Here is a 22,010-nt window from a genome sequence, read left to right as displayed (position 1 = left end):
TGCTGTCGAAGCTACGACCAGCAGGGTCACCTTCCGTCGCCGGCCTCCTCCTCGAGCACCCGTTGGGCGGTCGTGAAGGCGGAGTTGGCGGCCGGCACCCCGCAGTAGACGGCGGTCTGCAGCAGCACCGCGCCGATCTCCTCGGGCGTCAGGCCGTTGCGGCGTGCCGCCCGGACGTGCATCGCCAGCTCGTCGTAGTGGCCGTGGGCGACCAGCGCGGTCAGCGTGATCATGCTGCGCTCGCGCCGGGACAGCGTGGGATCGGTCCAGATCTCGCCCCAGGCGTAGCGGGAGATGAAGTCCTGGAACCGCGCGGTGATCGGGGTCTGCCGGCCTTGCGCCCGGTCCACGTGGGCGTCGCCCAGCACCTCCCGGCGCACCGCCATCCCGCTGGCCGGCGGCCCGTCGAGCTGGGTGCGCAGCGCGCTCAGCACGGCCCGCGGGCACTGGGCGGGCGCCAGATGGGAGGCGCCGGGCAGCTCCACCAGCGTCGCGCCGGGCACCGCGTCGGCGATCTCCCGCAGATGCGCGGGCGGCGTCGCGGGATCCTGCCTGCCCGCCACCAGCAGCGTCGGTACGGCGATCTCGCCGAGCCGCTCGCGCAGGTCGAACGCGGCGAGCGCGTCGCAGCACGCGGCGTACGCCTCCGGATCGGCCTCCCGGTGGTCCCGCACCAGCCTCGGCACGGTGAAGCCGGGCGTGAACCAGCGCGCTTCGGCGCTCTCCATCAGCCACTCCATGCCCTCGCGGCGCACCCGGTCCGCCCGCTCCCGCCAGGCCGTGGCGTCGCCGAAGCGGGCGGAGGAGCACAGCACGGCCAGGGAGGTCAGCCGGTCGGGGTGGTGCACGGCCAGGTGCAGGCCGACGGCGCCGCCGAGGGAGACGCCCGCGTAGGCGAACCGGTCGATGCCGAGCGCGTCGGCGAGGGCCAGCACCAGCGCGGCCAGGTCGCCGACGGTCGCACCCGGTCCGATCAGCTCCGGCGCCGACCCGCCATGGCCGGGCAGGTCCCAGCGCACCACACGGTGGGCGGCCGACAGCTCGGGCGCGACCGCGTCCCACAGGGCGTACGAGGTGCCCAGGGAGGATCCGAGCAGCAGCGGGGGCGCGGAAGCCGGACCTTCCGCCAGGTGGTTGAGGAGTTTCTCGGTCAACGTCGCTCCAGGGCAAGGTCGGTGAGAGTCCCGGCGAAGCCGGTGTAGTGGGCCGGGGCGCAGAGGTCGTCCAGGTCGATGTCCTTCAGCTCCTCCTGTTCCGCGAGGAGTTCCCGTAGCGAGCGGTCCTCGGCGTGGGCGCGGCGGGCCAGCCCGGTCAGCAGCTCCTTGGCACGCGCCCGGCCGAGGACGGGGGAGAGGGCGGCCGACAGCCGTTCCGAGACGATCAGGCCCCGGGTGATGTCCAGGTTCCGGCGCATCGCCGCGGGGTGCACACGCAGCCCCTCGGCCAGTTCGGCCGCGTGGGCGGCCGCGCCGCCCACCAGCCGGAGCAGGTCGCGCAGCGGCTCCCACTCGGCATGCCAGGCGCCGGCCGGCCGCTCGTCCTCGGCGGCGACGCAGCCGTACAGCGTGGCCGCGAGCTGGGGGGCACGCCGGGCGGCGGCCAGGAGGAGGGTGGCGCGCACCGGGTTCGCCTTGTGCGGCATGGCCGACGAGCCGCCGCCGCTGCCCTCGCTCACCTCGCCGATCTCGGTGCGCGACAGCGTCAGCACATCCACGGCGAGCTTGCCCACCGCCCCCGCCGTGAAGGCCAGGCACCCCGCCAGGTCGGCGATCGGCGTGCGCAGCGTGTGCCAGGGCAACTCCGGTGCGGCGAGGCCGGCTTCGCGGGCGTACGCCCCCGTCAGCGCGGTGGGGTCCTCGGCGCCGTACGCCCGGAAGGCCGCCAGGGTGCCGGCCGCGCCCCCGAGTTGGGCGGGGAGCGAGTCCCGTACCCCGGTGAGGCGGTCGAGCGCGTCCAGGACCAGTGAGCGCCAGCCGGCCGCCTTCAGACCGAACGTGGTCGGTACGGCGTGCTGGGTGAGCGTCCGTCCCGGCATCACCGTCTCCCGGTGCCCGGCGGCGAGCCCGGCCAGCGCCCGCTCGGTGCGCCCGAGGTCGGCGAGGACCAGGCCGAGGGTGCGCGCGGCGACCAGCATCGTCGCGGTGTCCATGATGTCCTGGCTGGTGGCGCCCCGGTGGACGTAGGGGCCGTACTCCTCGCCGACCGCCCTGGTCAGGTCGGCCACCAGCGGGATGACCGGGTTGCCGCCGGCCGGGGTCCGCGCGGCCAGGTCCCGGATGTCGAACCGCTCCGGGACGGCCGCCTCGGTCACCGCCGCCGCGGCTCCGGCCGGGGCGAGTCCGAGTGCGGCCTGCGCCCGGGTCAGCGCGGCCTCGGCGTCGAGCAGCGCCCGCAGATACGCGTGGTCACTGGTCTCGGACGCGGCGCCCGACAGCCCCCACCCGGGTGCGAGCAGGCCGGTGTCGGTGTACGGAGGGGACGCAGATGTCACTGGTACTCCAGGAAGACCGTCTCGCCTTCGCCCTGAAGGCGGATGTCGAAACGGTAGGTGCCCGGGCCCTCCGCGGCCGCGATCAGCGTGTCGCGCCGGTCGCCCACGCGGGTGAGCAGCGGGTCGGCGGCGAGCGCGGCCTCGTCGTCCGGCAGGTAGCCGCGGGTGAACAGGTGGACCAGCAGGCCGCGCGCGAAGACGCAGACGCTCAGGTACGGCGCGTTCCGTCCGCGTGCGCCGGGCCGCAGCGTACGCGCGTACCAGTGGCCGTTCGCATCGGTCTGGCTGCGTCCCCATCCGGTGAACTCCACGCCGTTGCGGCCCAGATACCCGCCGGTGGCCGGATCCCGCCGGATGGAGCCGTCCACCTGCGGCACCGTGCCGTCGGGGCGCGGGCCCCACAGCTCGACGAGCGCGTCCGGCAGCGGCTCGCCCGCACCGTCGAGGACGTACCCGTGCACGGTGACGGTGTCCGGGTGGCCGAGCGGGGCGATCTCCTCGCCGCCGGGGAAGGGCAGGGCGTAGCCGTAGAAGGGGCCGACCGTGTGGGACGGCGTGGGCAGCACCTGCCCCGGGCTGCTGGGGTCGGTCTTCGTCATGGCGGTCAGCGTCCTTCCTCGATCCAGGTGGCGGCCGGGCCGTCCAGCACGATGTCCCAGTGGTAGCCGAGCGAGAACTCCGGCACCGACAGGCTGTGGTCGTAGGTGGCGACCAGCCGTCGGCGGGCCGTGTCGTCCGTCACCGACTGCAGGATCGGGTCGTACGGGAAGAGCGGGTCGTTCGGGAAGTACATCTGCGTCACCAGCCGCTGGGTGAACGCCGCGCCGAACACCGAGAAGTGGATGTGGGCGGGGCGCCAGGCGTTGACGTGGTTGCGCCACGGATAGGGGCCGGGCTGGATGGTGGTGAAGTGGTAGCGGCCCTCGGTGTCGGTGAGGGTGCGGCCGAAGCCGGTGAAGTTCGGGTCGAGCGGGGCGTCGTGCTGCTCGCGCTGATGGGCGTAGCGGCCGGCCGAGTTGGCCTGCCAGATCTCGATCAGCTGGCCACGCACCGGGCGCCCGTCGCGGTCCAGCAGCCGCCCGGAGACGGTGATCCGCTCACCGACCGGTTCCCCCCGGTGGTGCCGGGTGAGGTCGTTGTCGATCGCGGTGATGTCACGTTCCCCGAAGGCGGGCGAGTGCAGCTCCACCAGCTCCGGGTCCTGGGCGGTGTCGATGGCGACCAGGGGCTGTTTCGGGTGCCGGAGCACGGAGGAGCGGTAGGGCGCGTAGTCACGGCGCGGATGGTGCTCGACGGGGGCGCCGTCGGCGACACGCTTCTCGTACGCGGCGTGCTCGGCGGCGATTTCGAGGTCGATGTCGGCCTGGGTGAGAGTCATGGGAAGTCCTGGGGTCAGCGTTCGAGTACGAGGGCGAGGCCCTGGCCCACGCCGATGCAGAGGGTGGCCACGCCGGTGCCGGAGCCCCGGCGGGCGAGCTGGTGGGCGACGGTGCCGGCCAGGCGGGCGCCGGAGGCACCGAGCGGGTGGCCGAGGGCGATGGCGCCGCCCTGGGGGTTGAGGACCGCCGGGTCGAACTCCGGCCATTCGGCGAGGCAGCCGAGGACCTGAGCGGCGAACGCCTCGTTCAGCTCCAGGACCGACAGGTCGCCGAAGGCCTTGCCCGCCTTGGTGAGAGCCCGGTTGACGGCCTCGACGGGGGCGAGTCCGAAGTAGTGCGGGTCGGTCGCGGACACCCCGGTCGCCGAGATTCGGGCGAGCGGTTCGCGGCCGGTGACCCTCAGGCCCTCCTCGTCGGTGAGGAGGAGGGCGGCGGCGCCGTCGTTCAGCGGGGAGGCGTTGCCCGCGGTGACCGTGCCGTGCTCGGCCCGGAAGGACGGCTTGAGCCTGGCCATCGCGGCGAGGGAGGCGTCCGGCCGTACGCACTCGTCGGCGGCGAAGGACACCGGGTCGCCCTTGCGCTGCGGGACCGGCACGGGCGTCAACTCCGCGTCGAACAGGCCCTGTTCGTAAGCTGCGGCCGCCTTGCGGTGGGAGGCCAGGGCGAACTCGTCCTGCTGCTCACGGCTGATCTTGTGCTTGTCGGCGATGAGTTCGGCGGACTCGCCGAGGGGGACGGTCCACTGCGGATGCATCTCCGGGTTGACCATGCGCCAGCCGAGTGTCGTGGAGTACAGCTCGGCGTGTCCGGCCGGGAAGGGCCGGTCGGACTTGGGCAGGACGTAGGGGGCGCGGGTCATGGACTCCACGCCGCCCGCGAGGGCGATGTGCGCGTCGCCGACGGCGATGGCACGGGCCGCCTGGACGACCGCCTCAAGGCCGGAGGCGCACAGCCGGTTGACGGTCACGCCGGGCACGGAGGTGGGCAGTCCGGCGAGGAGTGCGGCCATGCGGGCGACGTTGCGGTTCTCCTCCCCGGCGCCGTTGGCGTTGCCGAAGTAGACGTCCTCGATCCGGGCCGGGTCCAGGTCCGGGGTCCGGTCGAGGAGGGCACGGATCGCGTGGGCGGCGAGGTCGTCCGGGCGCACGGAGGCCAGGGCACCGTTGTAGCGGCCGATCGGGGTGCGGACGGCGTCGACGAGGTAGACCGTGTTGACCGCGTTCACAGCAGGTTCTCCACGATGGCCAGTTCGGCGTCGGTCCGGGCGACGACGTCGTCAACGGCTACACCGGGCGCCGTCTCCACCAGGGCCAGGCCCCGCTCGGTGACGTCCAGCACCGCGAGGTCGGTGATGACCCGGTTCACACAGGCCTTGCCGGTGAGCGGCAGTGTGCACTCCTTGAGGATCTTGGGGGAGCCGTCCTTCGCGGTGTGGGTCATCACCACGATCACCTGACGGGCGCCGTGCACCAGGTCCATCGCGCCGCCGATCCCGGTGACCAGCTTGCCCGGCACGGCCCAGTTGGCCAGGTCGCCGCCGGCGGAGACCTGCATCGCGCCGAGCACGGCCACGTCGATGTGCCCGCCGCGGATCATCGCGAAGGACAGCGCGGAGTCGAAGAAGGAGGCGCCCGGCAGGACCGTCACGGTCTCCTTGCCCGCGTTGATCAGATCCGGGTCGACCTGGTCCTCGGCCGGGTAAGGGCCCGTGCCCAGAATGCCGTTCTCCGACTCCAGGACCACCTCCACGCCCGGGGGCAGGTGGTTCGGGATCAGCGTCGGCAGGCCGATGCCGAGGTTGACGTACTGGCCGTCGCGCAGCTCGCGGGCCGCGCGCGCGGCGATCTCCTCACGTGTCCAGGCCATCAGCTGCTCACCGTCCGCTGCTCGATCCGCTTGTCCGCCGCCTGCTGGGGGGTCAGCGCCACCACCCGCTGCACGAAGACACCCGGCAGGTGCACCGCGTCCGGGTCGATCTCGCCGGGCTCGACCAGCTCCTCCACCTCGGCGACCGTGACCTTCCCCGCCATGGCCGCGAGGGGGTTGAAGTTGCGGGAGGACTTGTTGAAGACCAGGTTTCCGTGCCGGTCGCCCTTCGCGGCCCTGACCAGCGCGAAGTCGGTGCGGATGGCGCGCTCCAGGACGTACTCCACGCCGTCGAACTCCCGCACCTCCTTCGGCGGGGAGGCCAGCGCGACGCCGCCCGCGCCGTCGTAGCGCCACGGCAGGCCGCCCTCGGCGACCTGGGTGCCGACGCCGGCCGGGGTGTAGAAGGCGGGGATGCCGGCGCCGCCCGCACGCAGCCGCTCGGCCAGCGTGCCCTGCGGGATCAGCTCCAGCTCCAGCTCACCGCCCAGGTACTGGCGGGCGAACTCCTTGTTGGCGCCGATGTAGGAGCCGGTCACCCGGCTGATCCGCCCCGCGGCCAGCAGCACCGCGAGACCGGACTCCATCGCCCCGCAGTTGTTGGAGACGACCGAGAGCCCGCCGACTCCGCGCTCGTACAACGCCTGGATCAGCACGTTCGGCACACCGCTCAGCCCGAATCCGCCGACCGCGAGGGACGCGCCGTCCGGCACATCGGCCACCGCCTGAAGGGCCGTGGCGACCACCTTGTCCATCCGTGAAGCCTCATCTCTTCGCCATTAATCAGCGCACTGAGTATTTAAGCGAGGTGTTCCACACGCTGCCACCGGAAGAGATGTCCGTCAAGACATGGACCGTTCGCACTACCCGGCGGGAGACAGAGAGGTCGGTGGACCGGTATCGTTCAGTGCACCGACGAAATGATCAGGGGAGCGCACATGGCCGCGGTGGACCTCACCACCCATCCCGGGCATCTGGCCCGGCGGCTGCAGCAGGCGCACTACCTGCTGTGGAACACGATGGTCTCCGAGGAGATCACCTCGCCGCAGTTCGCGGTCATGAACGCGCTCGTCGCCGAGCCCGGCCTCGACCAGCGGACCGTGGGGGAGCGGGTGGGCCTGGACCGCTCGACCATCGCCGAGGTCATCAGCCGGCTCGGCCGCCGGGGGCTGCTGACCAAGGTGCGCGACCCGGAGGACGGCCGGCGCTTCCTGCTCCGGCTCACCGACGAGGGCAGGCGCGCCCACCGCAAGCTGACCGTGCGCACCGCCCGGATGAACCAGGTCTTCCTGGCGCCGCTGTCGGCCGAGGAACAGACCGTGTTCTTCGATCTGATCCGCCGGGTCGCGGACGCGGCGGAGGGCCTGCGCAACCCGGCCGAACCGCTGGCCTCGCGGGGCTGACCGGGGCTGGCGGGGCCGACCGGAACGGTACGGAAGCTCAGGGCGCCGGTGCGAACACCACCCACACCTGGCCGTCGGCGAAGTTCATCCGGCCGCCGTCCGCCGCGGTGAACGTCGTACCGTCCGTCGCGGCCGGCCGTGACCAGGAGGCGTCGAAGGACCGGCCGTCGCGCAGCACCTGTGCCCTCCCCGAGCCGACCGTCTCGGTGTACGGCGTGTGGTTGCCGAGCACGTCGTGGTAGCGGGAGGTCCGGATCCTCACGTACTGCACCACCACGGTCGCCGGTGCCACCCGCGCGCCGTCCGTCGTCACCGTGGGCGTGCCGTCCATCGCGACCAGCCAGCGGTGCCGCCCGGCGGACCAGGTGAAGGTGAAGCGGGCGGCCGGGTAGCGGACGGTGCGCGCGGCCGTGGGGGTGCCGCCGGACGGAGCCGGGCCGTAGCCGAAGCCGGTCGTCAGCGCGGCCCTGCCCGGGGCGGACCGCAGCAGCGTGGCGGGGTGCAGATAGAGGTTGTGCGGGGCGGCCTTGGCGGTGCCCCGGTAGTAGGCGGCGGGGGCCCGGTCGGGGGACTCCGCGCGCAGCGGTGCCCGGTCGATCAGCGGCAGCAGCTTGTGCTGGGCGCCGGAGAAGGCGAGCGTCGGCCGGTGGAACTGGCGCAGCAGCTCCAGATCGGACTCGCGGGCACTGCGCACCGGCCCGACGGTCTGCGGGAGCCTGGTCGCGTACACCGCCATCAGCCGGCTCAGGCCGCCCTCGACCTGCTCGGCGTAGACCACGTCCGCCGCGTCGAGCCCGGTCTGCGGGCGGGCCGCGGGCACGTTGTCGATCTTCACGGCGAGTGGGGAACCGGCCGCCGTGACCGAGCGCGTCGGGGCGGGCGGTGCCGTGGGTGCCGCGGGTGCCGGCGTGTGCTGTGGGGCGCGGTCGTCGTCCCGGCGGTGGTGGGTGCAGCCGGCCGTGAGGGAGACGGCCAGCGAGACCGTCAGTGCGGTCGCCGTCAGCGTCCCGCGTCGCATGCACGCTCTGTGTCTCAGGCCCACCGTGCCACCCCGTTCATTTGTCCGATTGTGCGCTCATAGGGTCATCGCTGGCCATACCCGAACGCATACGGTCATGCGCGCTCCGTGGGCCGTTCGGGCTCCGGACACGACCCTGACGGGGGCCTGTGGGCCGGGCGGTCGCGCCCCCGGCCCCCTCGGTGCCGGCCCCCAGCCCGGGGACCGGCCCACCACCGCCCCGGCTCGACGCGAGGGGTTCGGTGCTGGTGGGCGCGGGTACCCGGGCGCCACCGCGAATCGCCCACGCGACCGAGGGAGGGCGCTCCCATGAAGGCAGTCACCTGGCAGGGCAGGCGGGACGTCCGGGTCGAGGACGTGCCCGACCCGCGGATAGAAGAGCCCACCGACGCCGTCATCCGCATCACGTCCACCGGACTGTGCGGCTCGGACCTGCACCTGTACGAGGTGCTCACCCCGTTCATGACACCGGGTGACATCCTCGGGCACGAGCCGATGGGCATCGTCGAGGAGGTCGGCCCCGGAGTGCCGGACCTCAGGGCCGGGGACCGGGTCGTGGTGCCGTTCCAGATCGCCTGCGGCAACTGCTGGATGTGCCTGACCGGGCTGCCGACCCAGTGCGAGACCACCCAGGTCACCGGCGAGGGAATGGGCGCCGCCCTGTTCGGCTACACGCGCCTGTACGGCGCCGTCCCCGGCGCCCAGGCCGAGTATCTGCGGGTGCCGCAGGCGCAGTTCGGGCCGATGAAGGTGCCCGAGGGCCCGCCGGACGACCGCTTCGTCTACCTCTCCGACGTCCTGCCCACCGCCTGGCAGGCCGTCGAGTACGCCGCCGTCCCGCCCGGCGGCACCCTCGCCGTCCTGGGCCTCGGCCCGATCGGCGACATGGCCTGCCGGATCGCCAAGGCGCGCGGCGCCGAGCGCGTGTTCGGCATCGACCTGGTGCCGGAACGGCTCGCGCGTGCCGACCGGGACGGCGTGGAGACCTACGACCTGAGGGCCTTCGACGACGAGAAGGCGCTGGTCCACGCGATCCACGACGCGACCGGCGGCCGGGGCCCGGACGCCGTGATCGACGCCGTCGGCACCGAGGCCCACGGCAGCGCCGCCGCCAAGCTCGCACAGACGGCCACCGGGCTGCTGCCCCGCAAGCTCAGCGCACCCCTCGCGGAACGCTTCAGCATCGACCGGCTCGGAGCCCTGTACATGGCGATCGACCTGGTACGGCGCGGCGGCACCATCTCGCTGAGCGGCGTCTACGGCGGCACCGCCGACCCGATGCCGATGCTCACCCTGTTCGACAAGCAGATCCAGCTGCGCATGGGCCAGGCCAACGTCCGCCGCTGGAGCGACGAGATCATGCCCTACCTCACCGACGAGGACCCGCTCGGCGTCGACGACTTCGCCACCCACCGGCTGCCGCTCGACGAGGCACCGCACGCCTACGACATGTTCCAGCACAAGCAGGACGGCGCCATCAAGGTCCTCATGCAGCCGTAGCGCTCCGGGGCCCGAGTCGGCTCAGCCCCGGTCCTTCTCGCCCAGGATCTCCGCCAGGTCGTAGCGCACCGGCTCCTCCAGTTGGGCGTAGGTGCAGCTCTCCGGCGTGCGGTCCGGGCGCCAGCGGCGGAAACGGGCGGTGTGCCGGAAGCGCTGCCCGTTCTCCATGTGATCGTAGGCCACCTCGGCGACCCGTTCCGGCCGGAGCGGCACCCAGGACAGGTCCTTCTTGCCGGACCAGCGGCTCGGCGCGCCCGGCAGCCGGGCCGTCTCATGGGCGGCCTCCTCCGACCAGGCCGCCCACGGATGCCCGGACACGTCGTCCATGCGCAGCGGCTCCAGCTCCTCGACCAGTTCGGCCCGCCTCTTCATGGGGAAGGCGGCCGACACCCCCACGTGCTGCAGCTGCCCCCGGTCGTCGTACAGCCCCAGCAGCAGCGAGCCGACCACCGGCCCGCTCTTGTGGAACCGGTACCCGGCGACGACGACGTCCGCCGTCCGCTCGTGCTTGACCTTGAACATGACCCGCTCGTCCTGCCGGTAGCGCAGGTCGAGCGGTTTGGCGACGACTCCGTCGAGCCCGGCCCCCTCGAACTGCTCGAACCACCGCTGGGCCACCTCCATGTCGGTCGTCGCGGGCGCCACATGCACCGGCGGTGTGGCGTCGGCGAGCGCCCGTTCCAGCAGGGCCCTGCGGTCGGTCAGCGGGACGTCGAGCAGGGACTCGTCGTCCAGCGCGAGCAGATCGAAGGCGACGAGGGACGCCGGTGTCCGCTCGGCCAGCATCCGCACCCGGGAGTCGGCCGGGTGGATCCGCTCGGTCAGCGCGTCGAAGTCCAGACGGCCCTCCCGCGCGATCACGATCTCCCCGTCCAGCACGCACCGCTCGGGCACCCGCTCCTTCAGCGCCGCCACCAGCTCGGGAAAGTACCTGGTCAACGGCTTCCCGGTACGGCTGCCCAGCTCGACGTCGGCCCCGTCCCGGAACACGATCGAACGGAACCCGTCCCACTTCGCCTCGTAGTGCATCCCCGGCGGGATCTTCGCCACCGACTTGGCGAGCATGGGCTTCACGGGCGGCATGACGGGCAGATCCATGCCACCGATTCTGCTCGCACACCTCCCGTGCCGCCCGGTATGCGAGCCGTGCGGGGGGCGCCTACCGTGGCCGCATGGGTGCTGCGGTGGAACTGGAGGTGGACGGCCGGACCGTACGGCTGTCCAGCCCGGACAAGGTCTTCTTCCCGGAACGGGGCTTCACCAAGCTGGACCTCGCGCGGTACTACGTCGCCGTCGGCCCCGGCATCCTGCGCGCGCTGCGCAACCGCCCCACCACCCTGGAGCGCTACCCGGACGGCGTGGGCGGCGAGTGGTTCTTCCAGAAGCGGGCCCCGAAGGGCATGCCCGACTGGATCCCGACCGCCCACATCACCTTCCCCAGCGGCCGCAGCGCCGACGAGATGTGCCCCACCGAGCAGGCCGCCGTCGTCTGGGCCGCCCAGTACGGCACGCTCACCTTCCATCCCTGGCCGGTGCGCGCCACGGACGTCGACCGCCCCGACGAACTCCGCATCGACCTCGACCCGCAGCCCGGCACCGACTACGACGACGCGGTTCGCGCAGCCCACGAACTGCGCGCCGTCCTCGACGAGTTCGGCGGACTGCGCGGCTGGCCGAAGACCTCCGGCGGCCGGGGCCTGCACGTCTTCATCCCGATCGAACCGCGCTGGACCTTCACCCAGGTGCGCCGCGCCGCGATCGCCGTCGGCCGGGAGATGGAACGCCGGATGCCCGACCACGTGACGATCAAGTGGTGGAAGGAGGAGCGGGGCCGCCGTATCTTCCTGGACTACAACCAGACGGCCCGCGACCGCACCATCGCCTCCGCCTACTCCGTACGCCCGCGCCCCAACGCCACCGTCTCGGCCCCCCTGCGCTGGGAGGAGGTCGGCGTCGCCCATCCGGCCGACTTCGACCTCGCCACCATGCCGGCCCGCTTCGCCGAACTGGGCGACGTCCACGCCGACATGGACGACCACGCCTACTCCCTGGACGCCCTGCTGGAGCTGGCCCGCCGCGACGAGCACGACCACGGTCTGGGTGATCTGCCGTACCCGCCGGAGTACCCGAAGATGCCCGGCGAGCCCAAACGCGTCCAGCCGAGCCGGGCCCGGCGGGAGCAGACGTCCTGAGCACGACGCGCCGCCGACGTGGCGAACCCCGCCTTGCTGGACGCGGCCTTGCGAGCGAGCGCCGGCCGGGTGACGGCGTCGGTGTGGCGTACTGCCCGTGCTGCTGGACTCGGTGACCGTCACGCCCTGGCGGACCGGGCCGGCCGACGCCCTCGGCCCCGCGCTGCCGGCCCCGGCCGGCCATGAGGTGCTCGGTTGACGGGAGCCGGTGTGCAGGCGAGCCGACGCTGCGCGGCCTTGCGAGCGAGTGCCGGCCGGGTGACGGCGTCGGTGTGGCGTACTGCCCGTGCTGCTGGACTCGGTGACCGTCGCGGTCTGGCGGACCGGGTTGGCCGACGCGCTCGGCATCGCGCTGCCGGCCACGGCCGGCCGTGAGATGCTCGGTTGACGGGAGCCGGTGTGCAGGCGAGCCGACGCTGCGCGGCCTTGCGAGCGAGCGCCGGCCGGGTCGACTCGTCGTGTACGACTCCGGCCGGGCTGCGGCGTTCGCCGCCCGGCACGGCGAACGGGCGCTGGACCCGGCCCGTGTGGTGGCCGGGGCGGCCGCCACCGTCCTGTTCGTGACCTGGTCCCGGGTCCCGGCCCGCCCGCCGGGCACCGCGCGGCCGCGCGCGCCGTACACCTGATTGCGTCGTGCCCGGACCGCAGCGGCTCAACGACCATGGCCCTGCCTCTCTGCGGCGCCGACAGGGTCTCCACCGTGCGGTTATCCTGATCGGCAGCCGCCGATGAGGAGTCCCGAAGTGGCCGAGGCAGTCTCGCGTCCCACCCTGGAGGCCGTGGCCGCGCGGGCCGGTGTGTCCCGGGCCACCGTTTCACGGGTGGTCAACGGCGGCGACGGGGTGCGTGAACCCCTGGCCGAACGCGTCCGGCAGGCCGTGGCGGAACTGGGCTACGTCCCCAACCAGGCGGCGCGCAGCCTCGTCACCAAGCGGCACGACGCCGTCGCGGTTGTCATCGCCGAGCCCGAGACCCGGGTCTTCGCCGACCCCTTCTTCGCACTGCAGCTGCGCGGCATCAGCAAGGAACTGACCGCGCACGACAACCAGTTGGTGCTGCTGCTCATCGAGGGCCGAGACGACCACGCGCGTGTGGCCCGGTATCTCTCCGGAGGCCATGTCGACGGCGCGCTCGTCTTCTCCCTGCACCTGGACGACCCGCTGCCCGGCCTCATCCAGGACGCCGGCGTGCCCACCGTGTTCGGCGGACGGCCAGGCTGGGGCGACGACGGCCGCGCGGCGAAGGTCCCGGGTGTGGTGTACGTCGACTGCGACAACCGGGGCGGGGCACGCGCGGCCGTACGGCATCTCGTGGGCCTCGGCCGCAGACGCATCGCGCATCTCACCGGTGCCCTGGACCAGACGTCGGCGGTGGACCGGCTCGACGGCTACCGCGACGTCATGGACGAGGTGCCGGGCGGGCACGACCCCCGGCTGGTGGTGGAGAGCGACTTCACCCCGGCAGGCGGTGAACGCGCCATGCGTGAACTCCTCGACCGCTGCCCGGACGTGGACGCCGTGTTCGCCGCCAACGACCTGACCGCGCTCGGTGCCCTGCGCGTGCTGCGCGCGAGCGGACGGCGGGTGCCCGAGGACGTGGCCGTGATCGGCTTCGACGACATGCTGCCCGTCACCGAGGAGGCCGACCCGCCGCTGACGACCGTCCGTCAGGACATCGAGCGGATGGGCCGCCTGATGGCCCGCCTGCTGCTGCGCGGTCTGTCCGGCGGCCGTGACCGGCCGGACGGCCCTGGCCGGTCCGGAATCACGGTGGACGGCCCGGACGCCGGCGGGGTGATCCTCCCGACCACGCTGATACGACGGGCGTCGGCCTAGGCCCTGCCGTCACGCACCTGACGCCGCGAGGCCCGCCCTCCTGGGCGGACGGCGGGAGTTCGACAACCGGACCTGGCGGCCGCGCGAGGCTGCCCAAGGCCCGGTCGGCCAACCGGATTCAGCCCTGCGGCGACTCGCTCTTGATCACCGCGAAGCGGGCACCGTACGGGTCGGCGAGTCTGGCCATGCGGCCGACGCCCTCCATGGTCGTCGCCGGCACGCGCACCTCTCCGCCGAGCCGCCGCGCCTGCTCGACCACCGCGTCGGTGTCCTCGACCTCGAAGTACGGCAGCCAGTACGGGCTGCCCTGGGCCTCGGACGGGTCGTCGGCCAGGGGCACGATCCCGCCGAACATCGCGTCCTCCCCGCCGTCGGCCGGATTGACGCAGGTGTACGTCCCGCCCGGGAAGGGCACGGCGGAGGTCTCGAGGCCCAGCACCTTGTGGTAGAAGGCGGCGGCCGCCGCGATGTCCGGGGTGTACAGCTCGACCCAGCACAGCGAGCCCGGCTCACTCGCCATGTCGACGCCCTTGGTCCGGCCCGGCTGCCAGATACCGAAGGGCACGCCCGCCTGGTCGGCGAGGACCGCCATGTGGCCCTCGCCCATGACGTCCATCGGCTGGAACAGCACTCTGCCATGGGCCTGTTCGGCGGCCTTGGCGGTGGCCTGGGCGTCCGCGCTCTGGAAGTACACCGTCCAGGCCGGCGGGCCCTGCTCGGGGCCGGACTGCATGCCGCCCGTGACGGTCCGGCCGCCCAGCTGGAAGAAGCCGTAGCCTCCGGCGTCCGGCCCCGCCGACTGGAACTGCCAGCCGAAGAGGCCGCCGTAGAAGGAGGCGGCGCCGTCGATGTCCGGGGTGCTGATGTCGATCCAGTTCGGGGCGCCGTCGACGAAACGGGTGGTGAGCATCTTCGCCCTCCTCGAAAGGGGTCCCGTCCTCTGCACTGCCGAGTCTGGCACCCCCCACTGACAATCGCCGCCGGAGCGCCACGACGCGCCGGACGGTTCCCGCTCTCACCCCGGTTGGCCGGGCGCGTCCTCCGGGTTTCCGCCGTGCCCCGCGCGCCGCCGTGCGTCGGTGCGGTCCGGGGGAGCATCATCGGGGGCGGCCGGACGCCGGGCCGACGGCGTTGACCCGGCGTTGATCGAACGTTTTTCGCCGCGCGGCACGATCCTGGTCATGCCCTTCGAAACGATCACCCCGGCCGACGACACCTGGCAGGCGCAGGCCCTGTGCGCGCAGACCGGGCCGGACTTCTTCTTCCCCGAGCCCGGCAGCTCGGTGCGCGAGGCGAAGCGCATCTGCGCCATGTGCGAGCTGCGCCCGGCCTGTCTTGACTACGCGCTGGCCAACGACGAGCGCTTCGGCGTCTGGGGCGGCCTGTCCGAGAAGGAGCGCCTCGCCCTGCGCCGCACGTCCCACTGACGCCGTCCGCCGGCGCCCGCCTGACATCCGTCCTTCCGGCGGGCGGGCCCGGAGTGCGTCAGGCTCCGGCCCGGGACGCCATCCGGGCCTTGCGGGCGGCCAGCCTCTCGTCGAACTTGGTGGCCTCCGCGTTCAGGCCCCCCATGAACAGGCCGAGTTCCTCCTGCGCCTGGCGTCCCTCGGGACCGAGACCGTCGATCTCCATGACCTTCAGGAAGCGCAGCACGGGCTGCAGCACGTCGTCGTGGTGGATCCGCAGGTTGTAGACCTCGCCGATGGCCATCTGCGCGGCCGCCCGCTCGAAGCCCGGGATCCCGTGGCCGGGCATGCGGAAGTCGACCACGACGTCGCGGACCGCCTGCATGGTCGGGTCGGGAGCCAGTTCGAAGGCGGCCTTCAGCAGGTTGCGGTAGAAGACCATGTGCAGGTTCTCGTCGGTCGCGATGCGGGACAGCATGCGGTCGCAGACCGGGTCGCCGGACTGGTGGCCGGTGTTGCGGTGCGAGATCCGGGTGGCCAGTTCCTGGAAGGCGACGTAGGCGACCGAGTGCAGCATCGAGTGCCGGTTGTCGGACTCGAAGCCCTCGCTCATGTGGGCCATGCGGAACTGTTCCAGTTTGTCCGGGTCCACCGCGCGCGAGGTGAGCAGATAGTCGCGCATCACGATGCCGTGCCGGCCCTCCTCGGCCGTCCAGCGGTGCACCCAGGTGCCCCAGGCGCCGTCGCGGCCGAAGAGCGTGGCGATCTCGTGGTGGTAGCTCGGCAGGTTGTCCTCGGTGAGCAGGTTGACGACGAGGGCGATGCGGCCGATCTCGGTCACCTTGGACTGGTCCTTGGCCCAGGCCTCCCCGTCCTCGAACTGGCCGGGGAAGTTACGGCCGTCGCTCCAGGGCACGTACTCGTGTGGCATCCAGTCCTTGGCGACCTTCAGATGCCGGTTCAGTTCCGTCTCGACCACTTCCTCCAGGGCGAACAGCAGCCGCGCGTCGGTCCATGCGGACGGGCTGCCGAGGTGAGGGGAGGTGATCGTCACGGGAACTCCAGGGGGACGCCGAACAAGGGGAGAAACGGGGGACGGTCCGGCGAGCGGTGCCGGAACCTACGAGATCGTAGGCTACGAATGCGTAGGTTACGAAGCCGTAGGTTAAGGCTGTCGTAAAGATCGCTGATCAGTACCGTCGGACGGCCCCTTCCGACGTGTTGCCGCGTGGCTGCGCCGGCCCGTTCCGGCAGGGCGACGGCCCCGGGAGCTGCGGATTCCGGGGCCGTCGGGGTGGTGGGCCCGCCCGTCAGGCGTACAGCTCGCGCAGCCGCACCGAGAGGCATGTCACACAGCCCTCGAGCTTCTCGAACTCGCTGATGTCCACCGTGACCACCTCGTGGCCGAGATCGGTCAGCAGTTCCGCGGTCTTCGGCGCGCTCGCCGCCATCAGCAGCTTGTGCCCGCCGAGCAGCACCACGTGCGCGCCGGACTCCTCCGGCACCGACAGGAAGCCGGGGAACAGCGACGGCCGGTCGACCTTCGGTATGTGCCCGATCACCGTGCCGTCGGGCAGCGCGGTCACCGCGGACTTCAGGTGCAGCACCTTGCTCACGGGAACGGCCACCACGCGCGCGCCCAGCGGCTCGAAGGCGGCCCTCACCTGCTGCACACCGGCGGCGTTGGTGCGTCCGCCGCGGCCGACGTAGACCGTGTCGCCGACCTTCAGGACGTCACCGCCGTCCAGCGTGCCCGGCTCCCATATCCAGTTGACCGAGCAGCCGAGGCGGGCCACCGCCTCCTCCACGCCGACGGTCTCCGCACGGCGGGAGTCCGCGCCGGGCCGGGTGATCAACGCCACGTTCCTGTACATGACGACGGTGTCCTCGACGAACACCGAGTCCGGGCAGTCGTCCTCCGGTTCGACCTCGATCGTCTCCCAGCCGTGCGTGCGCAGGGCCTCGACGTAGGCCTCCCACTGCTCGACGGCGAGCCCGACATCGACCTTCTCCCGCTCGATGTGCGTCACCAGGCCTTCGGCGAGGCGGGGGCTGGGGCGGCGGACGAGGGCCTTCTTGCTGGGCACGAGGGGCCTTTCGAATCGATGGTGCGTTGTCCGGTGCCGGTGAGACGGCACCGGTCCGCCATCATGCAGGGCGCTCCGGCCCGCACAAAACCCTCGTTGTCAGGCTGTGCCCCTCCTGATACGTCGCTCCTGTGACGAGGCCCCGATGTCCTCCGGCGAGATCTCTCTCAGTACGCCCTCCTCCATGAGCAGCCAGCGGGTGATACCGATCGACTCGAGGAACGGCAGGTCGTGGCCGGCCACGAGGAGCGCGCCCTCGTACGACTCCAGGGCCGAGGTCAGCTGGCGCACGCTCGCCATGTCGAGGTTGTTGGTCGGCTCGTCGAGCAGCAGCAGCTGGGGTGCCGGCTCGGCGAGCATCAGCGCGGCCAGGGCCGCCCGGAACCGCTCGCCGCCCGACAGGGTGGCCGCCTTCTGGTCGGCCCGTGCGCCCCGGAAGAGGAAGCGGGCGAGCCGCGCGCGGACGCGGTTGTTGGTGGCGCCCGGCGCGAACCGGGCCACGTTCTCGGCGACCGTCAGCGCGTCGTCCAGCACGTCCAGCCGCTGGGGCAGGAAGCGCATCGGGACATGCGCCCGCGCCTCTCCGGCCAACGGCGCCAGCTCCCCGGCGACCGTCCGCAACAGCGTCGTCTTGCCGGCGCCGTTGCGGCCGACCAGCGCGATGCGCTCCGGGCCGCGCAGATCGAGAATGCCCTCCACGCGCGCGTGGCAGGCCGTTTCCAGGTTCTCCAGGGTGAGCACCTGCCGGCCGGGCGGTACGGCCGTGTACGGCAGATCGACGCGGATCTCGTCGTCGTCCCGTACCGCCTCCACCGCTTCGTCCAGACGCTCCCTGGCCTCGGCGAGCCGCTCCTCGTGCATGATGCGGTGCTTTCCGGCCGACTCCTGGGCGGCGCGTTTACGGGCACCCATGACGATCTTAGGCTCGCGTTTCTGCTCGAACATCTTCTGCCCGTACCGCTTGCGGCGGGCCAGCTTGACCTGGGCGTCGGCCAGTTCGCGCTTCTGCTTGCGCACATCGGCCTCGGCGACGCGCACCATCCGCTCGGCCGCCTCCTGTTCGACGGCCAGCGCCTCCTCGTACGCCGAGAAGTTGCCGCCGTACCAGGTGACCTCCCCGGAGCGCAGGTCCGCGATCTGGTCGACGAGGTCGAGCAGTTCCCGGTCGTGGCTGACCACGACCAGCACGCCCGGCCACGCCGAGACGGCCTGGTACAGCCGTCGGCGCGCGTACAGGTCGAGGTTGTTGGTGGGCTCGTCCAACAGCAGGACGTCCGGGCGGCGCAGCAGCAGCGCGGCCAGCCGCAGCAGCACCGACTCGCCGCCGGAGACCTCGCCGACGGTGCGGTCCAGGCCGATGTGGCCGAGACCGAGCTCGCCGAGCGTGACGAGGGCGCGTTCCTCGACGTCCCAGTCGTCGCCGAGCGTCTCGAAGTGCTCCTCGGCGACGTCGCCGGCCTCGATGGCGTGCAGTGCGGCCCGCCGTTCGGCGATGCCGAGAGCCTGGTCGACGCGGAGCGCGGTGTCGAGGGTGACGTGCTGCGGGAGGTAGCCGACCTCGCCGGTGACCCTGACGGTGCCGTCGGCCGGGGTGAGTTCGCCGGCCAGCAGCTTCAACAGGGTTGACTTTCCTGATCCGTTGACGCCGACGAGACCGGTGCGGCCGGGTCCGAAGGCGATGTCGAGGCCGTCGAAGACGGCGGTGCCGTCGGCCCAGGCGAAGGACAGGGACGTACAGGTGAGGGAAGATGACATGAGGGCCTCGCGAGGGGTTCGTGCGGTCGGGTGGACGCATGTCGAGGCACCGCGAGGCCGGAACCGAAGGGTCGTGGGGCACGAAAAGGCCGTGAGAAAGGGCCTGTGCCCGAGGACGGCTCGGACGCCGAGGTCGTACGCCGCGCACACACCTCAACCGGTGCGACGCGATGCCTCAGGACCTCAGACGAGCAACGTCCTTCTCCAATCGACGGCAACAGGACCGATGTACACGCTAGGAGGGGGCCTGGTGGGTGTCAACGTAATTAAAGGCCCCACGCTCATGTCGGATTCCTGCCGGCTCCAGGCCCGCGCCGACTGCTTGGCTGGGCCCATGACGCATCAGCATCCGCTCCGCGAAACCGCCCTCGCCTTCCACGCGTTGCACGTGCCCGGCCGGCCGCTCGTGCTGCCCAACGCCTGGGACGCGGTCAGCGCAGCCGTCGTGGCGCAGGCCGGCGCCGCGGCGGTCGCGACCACCAGCGCCGGGCTGGCCTGGGCGCTCGGCGCCGCCGACGGCGACCGGCTCGACCGCGACCGCGCGCTGGACGCCGTGGCCCGCATCGCCGCCGTGGTGCGCGTCCCGGTCAGCGCGGACATCGAGGCCGGCTACGCCTCCGACCCCGCCGGGGTCGCCGCCACCGTCCGGGCGGTCCTCGCCGCGGGCGCCGTCGGCGTCAACATCGAGGACGCCCGGCACGAGGAGGGCGGCGAGCCGCTGCGGCCCGTCGCCGAGCAGGCGGCGAGGATCGCCGCCGCCCGTGCGGCCGCCGACGAGGCGGGCGTGCCGCTGTTCGTCAACGCACGGATCGACACGTTCCTGCGCGGCGCCGGGGGAATGGACGCCACCCTGGAGCGGGCCGCTGCCTTCCGAGCCGCGGGCGCGGACGGGATCTTCGTCCCCGGGGCCGTCGACCCGGGGACGGTGAAGGAGCTGGTCGCGGGCATCGACGGCCCGGTCAACGTCATGGTCTTCCCCGGCGCACCGTCCGTCGCCCAGCTGGCCGCCCTCGGCGTCGCCCGGATCAGCGCGGGCTCCGGACTCGCCCAGGCCGCCCATGCCCTGGTCCGCCGCGCCGCGCGGGAGCTGCTGGAGGCGGGGACGTACGGGGCGCTGGCCGGCGGATACGACTACGGGGAGCTGAATGGCTTGCTCACGCGTCCGGCGGGCTGAAGGCGTCGGCCGGCGCAGGCGGAGCCGACGTCGGGCGACGCACGCGGAGCCTCTCGCGCGCTTCGTGTTCACGCGCGCGGGGACGCCAGTGCGGGCCTCACGCGCGCGAAGCCGCACTCCCGCCTTCACGCACGCGGAGTGCTCAGCAGGCGTCCCGCATCAGTTCGGCCAGGTCGTTGTCCAGGTCGAGCTGGAGGTGTTCGAGGCCGACGGGCACGAGCGCGTTGGTGGCCTCCAGGAAGCGCCGGATCTCGCCCGAGCGCACGTGCACGATCGCGGTGCCCTCGGGGGCGTGGAACTCCAGCACGGTGCGGTCGTAGCCGTACGGCCGCACCCGGACGTCCCCGTGCCCCTCGGGCCGCTGCAGCCCGGCCGTGAGCAGTTCGCGGGAGAAGGTCCAGCACACCTCGACCCCTTCGAGGGTGGCCGGGGCCGGGAAGGCCATGACGACGGCGAACGGGTCGCACCGGTCGTAGCGCAGCGTGGCGGGAATGCTCGGCATGCGCGGTGCGGCGGCGACGAGACGGGCCTCTACGGGCTGCTCGATGACGGTGGACAACGCCTTGCTCCCTCGTGACGGCTGGACTACGCCCGGGTGTGCGGCACCCGGTACCGGAAGAGACGACGGATCCGGCCGATCCGTGCACAGGAATCACGAGTGACCTCGGTCACCGTGTTCATGCACGGTGCCCTCCCGCTCTCTCCCCGTGCGCGAAGGGCAGTTGGCCTCTGGACGGCGCCTGGCCGGTGGGCTAGCTTCGCCCGCCATGAGGCGCTTGGGGAGCACGCGACGCAGAGGACGCACGAGCAGGCTGCTGGCGGCGGGGGTGGCGTGCGGGGCGGCACTGGCCGCGCTGACCGTGCCCACCGCCGAGGCAGCGCCCCAGGGGCGGGGCAGCCCGCACTGGGCGCCGAAGGATCCCGGCACCCCGCAGGTCCGCTTCCGGGGCCTCGCGGCCGTCGACCGGCACACCGCCTGGCTGGCCGGCACCGGCGGCACGGTGCTGCGCACCACGGACGGCGGAGCGAGCTGGCGAAACGTCTCACCGCCGGGCGCGGCCGATCTGCAGTTCCGGGACGTCGAGGCGTTCGACGCGCGGCGCGCCGTGGTGCTGGCCATCGGCGAGGGCGAGGCCTCCCGCCTGTACCGCACCGAGGACGGCGGGGCGACCTGGACGGAGTCGTTCCGCAACCCCGACCCGAACGCGTTCTACGACTGCCTGGCCTTCTTCGACCGCCGGCACGGCCTCGCGATGAGCGACCCCGTGGACGGAAGATTCCGCATCCTGTCCACGAGCGACGGCGGCCGCTCCTGGCGGGTGCTGCCCTCGGCGGGCATGCCGCCCGCCCTCGACGGCGAGGCGGGCTTCGCCGCGAGCGGCCAGTGCCTGGTGACCTCGGGCCCGAAGGACGTCTGGCTGGCCACCGGCGGCGGCGCCCACGCGCGCGTGCTGCACTCCGCCGACCGCGGACTGACCTGGACGGCCGCCGACACGCCGGTGCCGGCCGGCGATCCCGCCAAGGGCGTCTTCGCGCTCGCGTTCCGCGACCGCGGCCACGGCCTCGCCGTCGGCGGCGACTACCGCCCCGACCAGGCCTCGCCGCGGGCCGCCGCGGTCACCGCCGACGGCGGCCGCACCTGGACCGCGGCCACCGCGCCCCCGCCCGCCTACCGCTCCGGGGCCGTCTGGCTGCCGCACAGCCGCACCGCCGCGCTCGCCGTCGGCCCCACGGGCACCGACCTCACCATCGACGCCGGCCGCACCTGGCGCACGATCGACACCGGCTCGTACGACACCGTGGACTGCACGCCCGACCTCAGCTGCTGGGCGGCCGGCGAGCAGGGGAGGGTCGCGCGGCTGGAACGCTGAGGTGAACGCCCGGAACCCGGGTACTCGTTCCCA

General features: G+C 72.8%; 22 protein-coding genes. 8 read left to right on the top strand and 14 right to left on the bottom strand.

Translation table 11 applies throughout. The features are described 5' to 3' along the window. Positions 1–26: 26 nt before the first annotated feature. The 7 genes from pcaDC to FB563_RS37535 are packed head-to-tail and all read right to left on the bottom strand — an operon-like array spanning position 27 to position 6,491. On the bottom strand, positions 27–1,154 hold the full coding sequence (gene pcaDC / locus FB563_RS37565; RefSeq protein WP_055709206.1) for a bifunctional 3-oxoadipate enol-lactonase/4-carboxymuconolactone decarboxylase PcaDC: 1,128 nt from the start codon (positions 1,152–1,154) through the stop codon (positions 27–29). Continuing rightward, a complete protein-coding gene (gene pcaB / locus FB563_RS37560; protein WP_055709205.1) occupies positions 1,151–2,491 on the bottom strand; it encodes a 3-carboxy-cis,cis-muconate cycloisomerase in 1,341 nt (446 codons plus the stop codon). Before pcaB ends, pcaDC begins: the two co-directional genes overlap by 4 nt. Then, a complete protein-coding gene (gene pcaG, locus FB563_RS37555; RefSeq protein ID WP_055709204.1) occupies positions 2,488–3,090 on the bottom strand; it encodes a protocatechuate 3,4-dioxygenase subunit alpha in 603 nt (200 codons plus the stop codon). The genes pcaB and pcaG overlap by 4 nt, the downstream gene beginning before the upstream one ends. A gap of 5 nt (positions 3,091–3,095) precedes the next feature. Next, positions 3,096–3,869 (bottom strand): protocatechuate 3,4-dioxygenase subunit beta, encoded by a 774-nt coding sequence (gene pcaH, locus FB563_RS37550; RefSeq protein ID WP_055709203.1) that lies wholly within the window; start codon positions 3,867–3,869, stop codon positions 3,096–3,098. Positions 3,870–3,883: 14 nt separating this feature from the next. After that, positions 3,884–5,095 carry a thiolase family protein gene (locus tag FB563_RS37545; RefSeq protein WP_055709202.1) on the bottom strand — a complete coding sequence of 404 codons (1,212 nt, stop codon included), beginning with the start codon at positions 5,093–5,095 and terminating at the stop codon, positions 3,884–3,886. Continuing rightward, positions 5,092–5,736: a CoA transferase subunit B gene (locus tag FB563_RS37540; protein ID WP_055709201.1), complete on the bottom strand. Its 645-nt coding sequence runs from the start codon at positions 5,734–5,736 to the stop codon at positions 5,092–5,094. Before FB563_RS37540 ends, FB563_RS37545 begins: the two co-directional genes overlap by 4 nt. Continuing rightward, entirely contained in the window at positions 5,736–6,491 is a 756-nt protein-coding gene (locus tag FB563_RS37535; RefSeq protein WP_055709200.1) for a CoA transferase subunit A, read from the bottom strand. Before FB563_RS37535 ends, FB563_RS37540 begins: the two co-directional genes overlap by 1 nt. 183 nt (positions 6,492–6,674) lie before the next feature. Between FB563_RS37535 and FB563_RS37530 the strand changes: the two genes are divergently transcribed. Next, positions 6,675–7,139 (top strand): MarR family winged helix-turn-helix transcriptional regulator, encoded by a 465-nt coding sequence (locus tag FB563_RS37530; protein WP_055709199.1) that lies wholly within the window; start codon positions 6,675–6,677, stop codon positions 7,137–7,139. Between the two features lie 37 nt (positions 7,140–7,176). Here FB563_RS37530 and FB563_RS37525 read toward each other — a convergent pair whose 3' ends face one another. Continuing rightward, positions 7,177–8,157, bottom strand: a complete 981-nt coding sequence (locus FB563_RS37525; protein WP_055709198.1) for a DUF3048 domain-containing protein — start codon at positions 8,155–8,157, stop codon at positions 7,177–7,179. Between the two features lie 309 nt (positions 8,158–8,466). Here FB563_RS37525 and FB563_RS37520 point away from each other — a divergent pair, with 309 nt between their 5' ends. Continuing rightward, on the top strand, positions 8,467–9,657 hold the full coding sequence (locus FB563_RS37520; protein WP_055709872.1) for a zinc-dependent alcohol dehydrogenase: 1,191 nt from the start codon (positions 8,467–8,469) through the stop codon (positions 9,655–9,657). 21 nt (positions 9,658–9,678) lie between these two features. Here the strand turns inward: FB563_RS37520 and FB563_RS37515 are convergent, their stop codons facing one another. Further along, on the bottom strand, positions 9,679–10,755 hold the full coding sequence (locus FB563_RS37515; RefSeq protein ID WP_055709871.1) for an ATP-dependent DNA ligase: 1,077 nt from the start codon (positions 10,753–10,755) through the stop codon (positions 9,679–9,681). A gap of 74 nt (positions 10,756–10,829) precedes the next feature. Here FB563_RS37515 and ligD point away from each other — a divergent pair, with 74 nt between their 5' ends. The 3 genes from ligD to FB563_RS37505 all read left to right on the top strand — a co-directional run bounded on the left by ligD (position 10,830) and on the right by FB563_RS37505 (position 13,684). Then, a complete protein-coding gene (ligD, locus tag FB563_RS37510; protein ID WP_199833011.1) occupies positions 10,830–11,849 on the top strand; it encodes a non-homologous end-joining DNA ligase in 1,020 nt (339 codons plus the stop codon). Between the two features lie 458 nt (positions 11,850–12,307). Further along, positions 12,308–12,475: a hypothetical protein gene (locus FB563_RS43350; protein ID WP_159045615.1), complete on the top strand. Its 168-nt coding sequence runs from the start codon at positions 12,308–12,310 to the stop codon at positions 12,473–12,475. A gap of 117 nt (positions 12,476–12,592) precedes the next feature. After that, positions 12,593–13,684, top strand: a complete 1,092-nt coding sequence (locus FB563_RS37505) for a LacI family DNA-binding transcriptional regulator (protein WP_411573228.1) — start codon at positions 12,593–12,595, stop codon at positions 13,682–13,684. Positions 13,685–13,802: 118 nt separating this feature from the next. On the opposite strand, the gene FB563_RS37500 is transcribed toward FB563_RS37505, so the two are convergent. After that, on the bottom strand, positions 13,803–14,594 hold the full coding sequence (locus FB563_RS37500; RefSeq protein ID WP_055709869.1) for a VOC family protein: 792 nt from the start codon (positions 14,592–14,594) through the stop codon (positions 13,803–13,805). A gap of 271 nt (positions 14,595–14,865) precedes the next feature. Here FB563_RS37500 and FB563_RS37495 point away from each other — a divergent pair, with 271 nt between their 5' ends. Then, positions 14,866–15,111 carry a WhiB family transcriptional regulator gene (locus tag FB563_RS37495; RefSeq protein WP_055709873.1) on the top strand — a complete coding sequence of 82 codons (246 nt, stop codon included), beginning with the start codon at positions 14,866–14,868 and terminating at the stop codon, positions 15,109–15,111. A 58-nt stretch (positions 15,112–15,169) separates the two neighbouring features. Here the strand turns inward: FB563_RS37495 and FB563_RS37490 are convergent, their stop codons facing one another. The 3 genes from FB563_RS37490 to FB563_RS37480 all read right to left on the bottom strand — a co-directional run bounded on the left by FB563_RS37490 (position 15,170) and on the right by FB563_RS37480 (position 18,932). Beyond that, a complete protein-coding gene (locus FB563_RS37490) occupies positions 15,170–16,144 on the bottom strand; it encodes an acyl-ACP desaturase (protein WP_055709868.1) in 975 nt (324 codons plus the stop codon). Positions 16,145–16,400: 256 nt separating this feature from the next. Then, positions 16,401–17,177 carry a dimethylargininase gene (gene ddaH, locus FB563_RS37485; RefSeq protein WP_055709867.1) on the bottom strand — a complete coding sequence of 259 codons (777 nt, stop codon included), beginning with the start codon at positions 17,175–17,177 and terminating at the stop codon, positions 16,401–16,403. Between the two features lie 99 nt (positions 17,178–17,276). Continuing rightward, positions 17,277–18,932 carry an ABC-F family ATP-binding cassette domain-containing protein gene (locus FB563_RS37480; protein ID WP_055709866.1) on the bottom strand — a complete coding sequence of 552 codons (1,656 nt, stop codon included), beginning with the start codon at positions 18,930–18,932 and terminating at the stop codon, positions 17,277–17,279. Between the two features lie 334 nt (positions 18,933–19,266). Here FB563_RS37480 and FB563_RS37475 point away from each other — a divergent pair, with 334 nt between their 5' ends. Beyond that, complete coding sequence (locus tag FB563_RS37475; protein ID WP_055709865.1) at positions 19,267–20,106, top strand: isocitrate lyase/PEP mutase family protein; 840 nt, start codon at positions 19,267–19,269, stop codon at positions 20,104–20,106. Positions 20,107–20,248: 142 nt separating this feature from the next. Here the strand turns inward: FB563_RS37475 and ssgD are convergent, their stop codons facing one another. Continuing rightward, on the bottom strand, positions 20,249–20,665 hold the full coding sequence (ssgD, locus tag FB563_RS37470; RefSeq protein ID WP_055709864.1) for a spore wall synthesis regulator SsgD: 417 nt from the start codon (positions 20,663–20,665) through the stop codon (positions 20,249–20,251). 208 nt (positions 20,666–20,873) lie between these two features. Here ssgD and FB563_RS37465 point away from each other — a divergent pair, with 208 nt between their 5' ends. Next, positions 20,874–21,977 (top strand): WD40/YVTN/BNR-like repeat-containing protein, encoded by a 1,104-nt coding sequence (locus FB563_RS37465; RefSeq protein WP_199833010.1) that lies wholly within the window; start codon positions 20,874–20,876, stop codon positions 21,975–21,977. The last annotated feature ends 33 nt before the right edge of the window (positions 21,978–22,010 follow it).

The sequence above is a fragment of the Streptomyces puniciscabiei genome, assembly GCF_006715785.1.
Classification (GTDB): Bacteria; Actinomycetota; Actinomycetes; order Streptomycetales; family Streptomycetaceae; genus Streptomyces; species Streptomyces puniciscabiei.
This window is presented reverse-complemented; position numbering and strand designations above follow the sequence as displayed.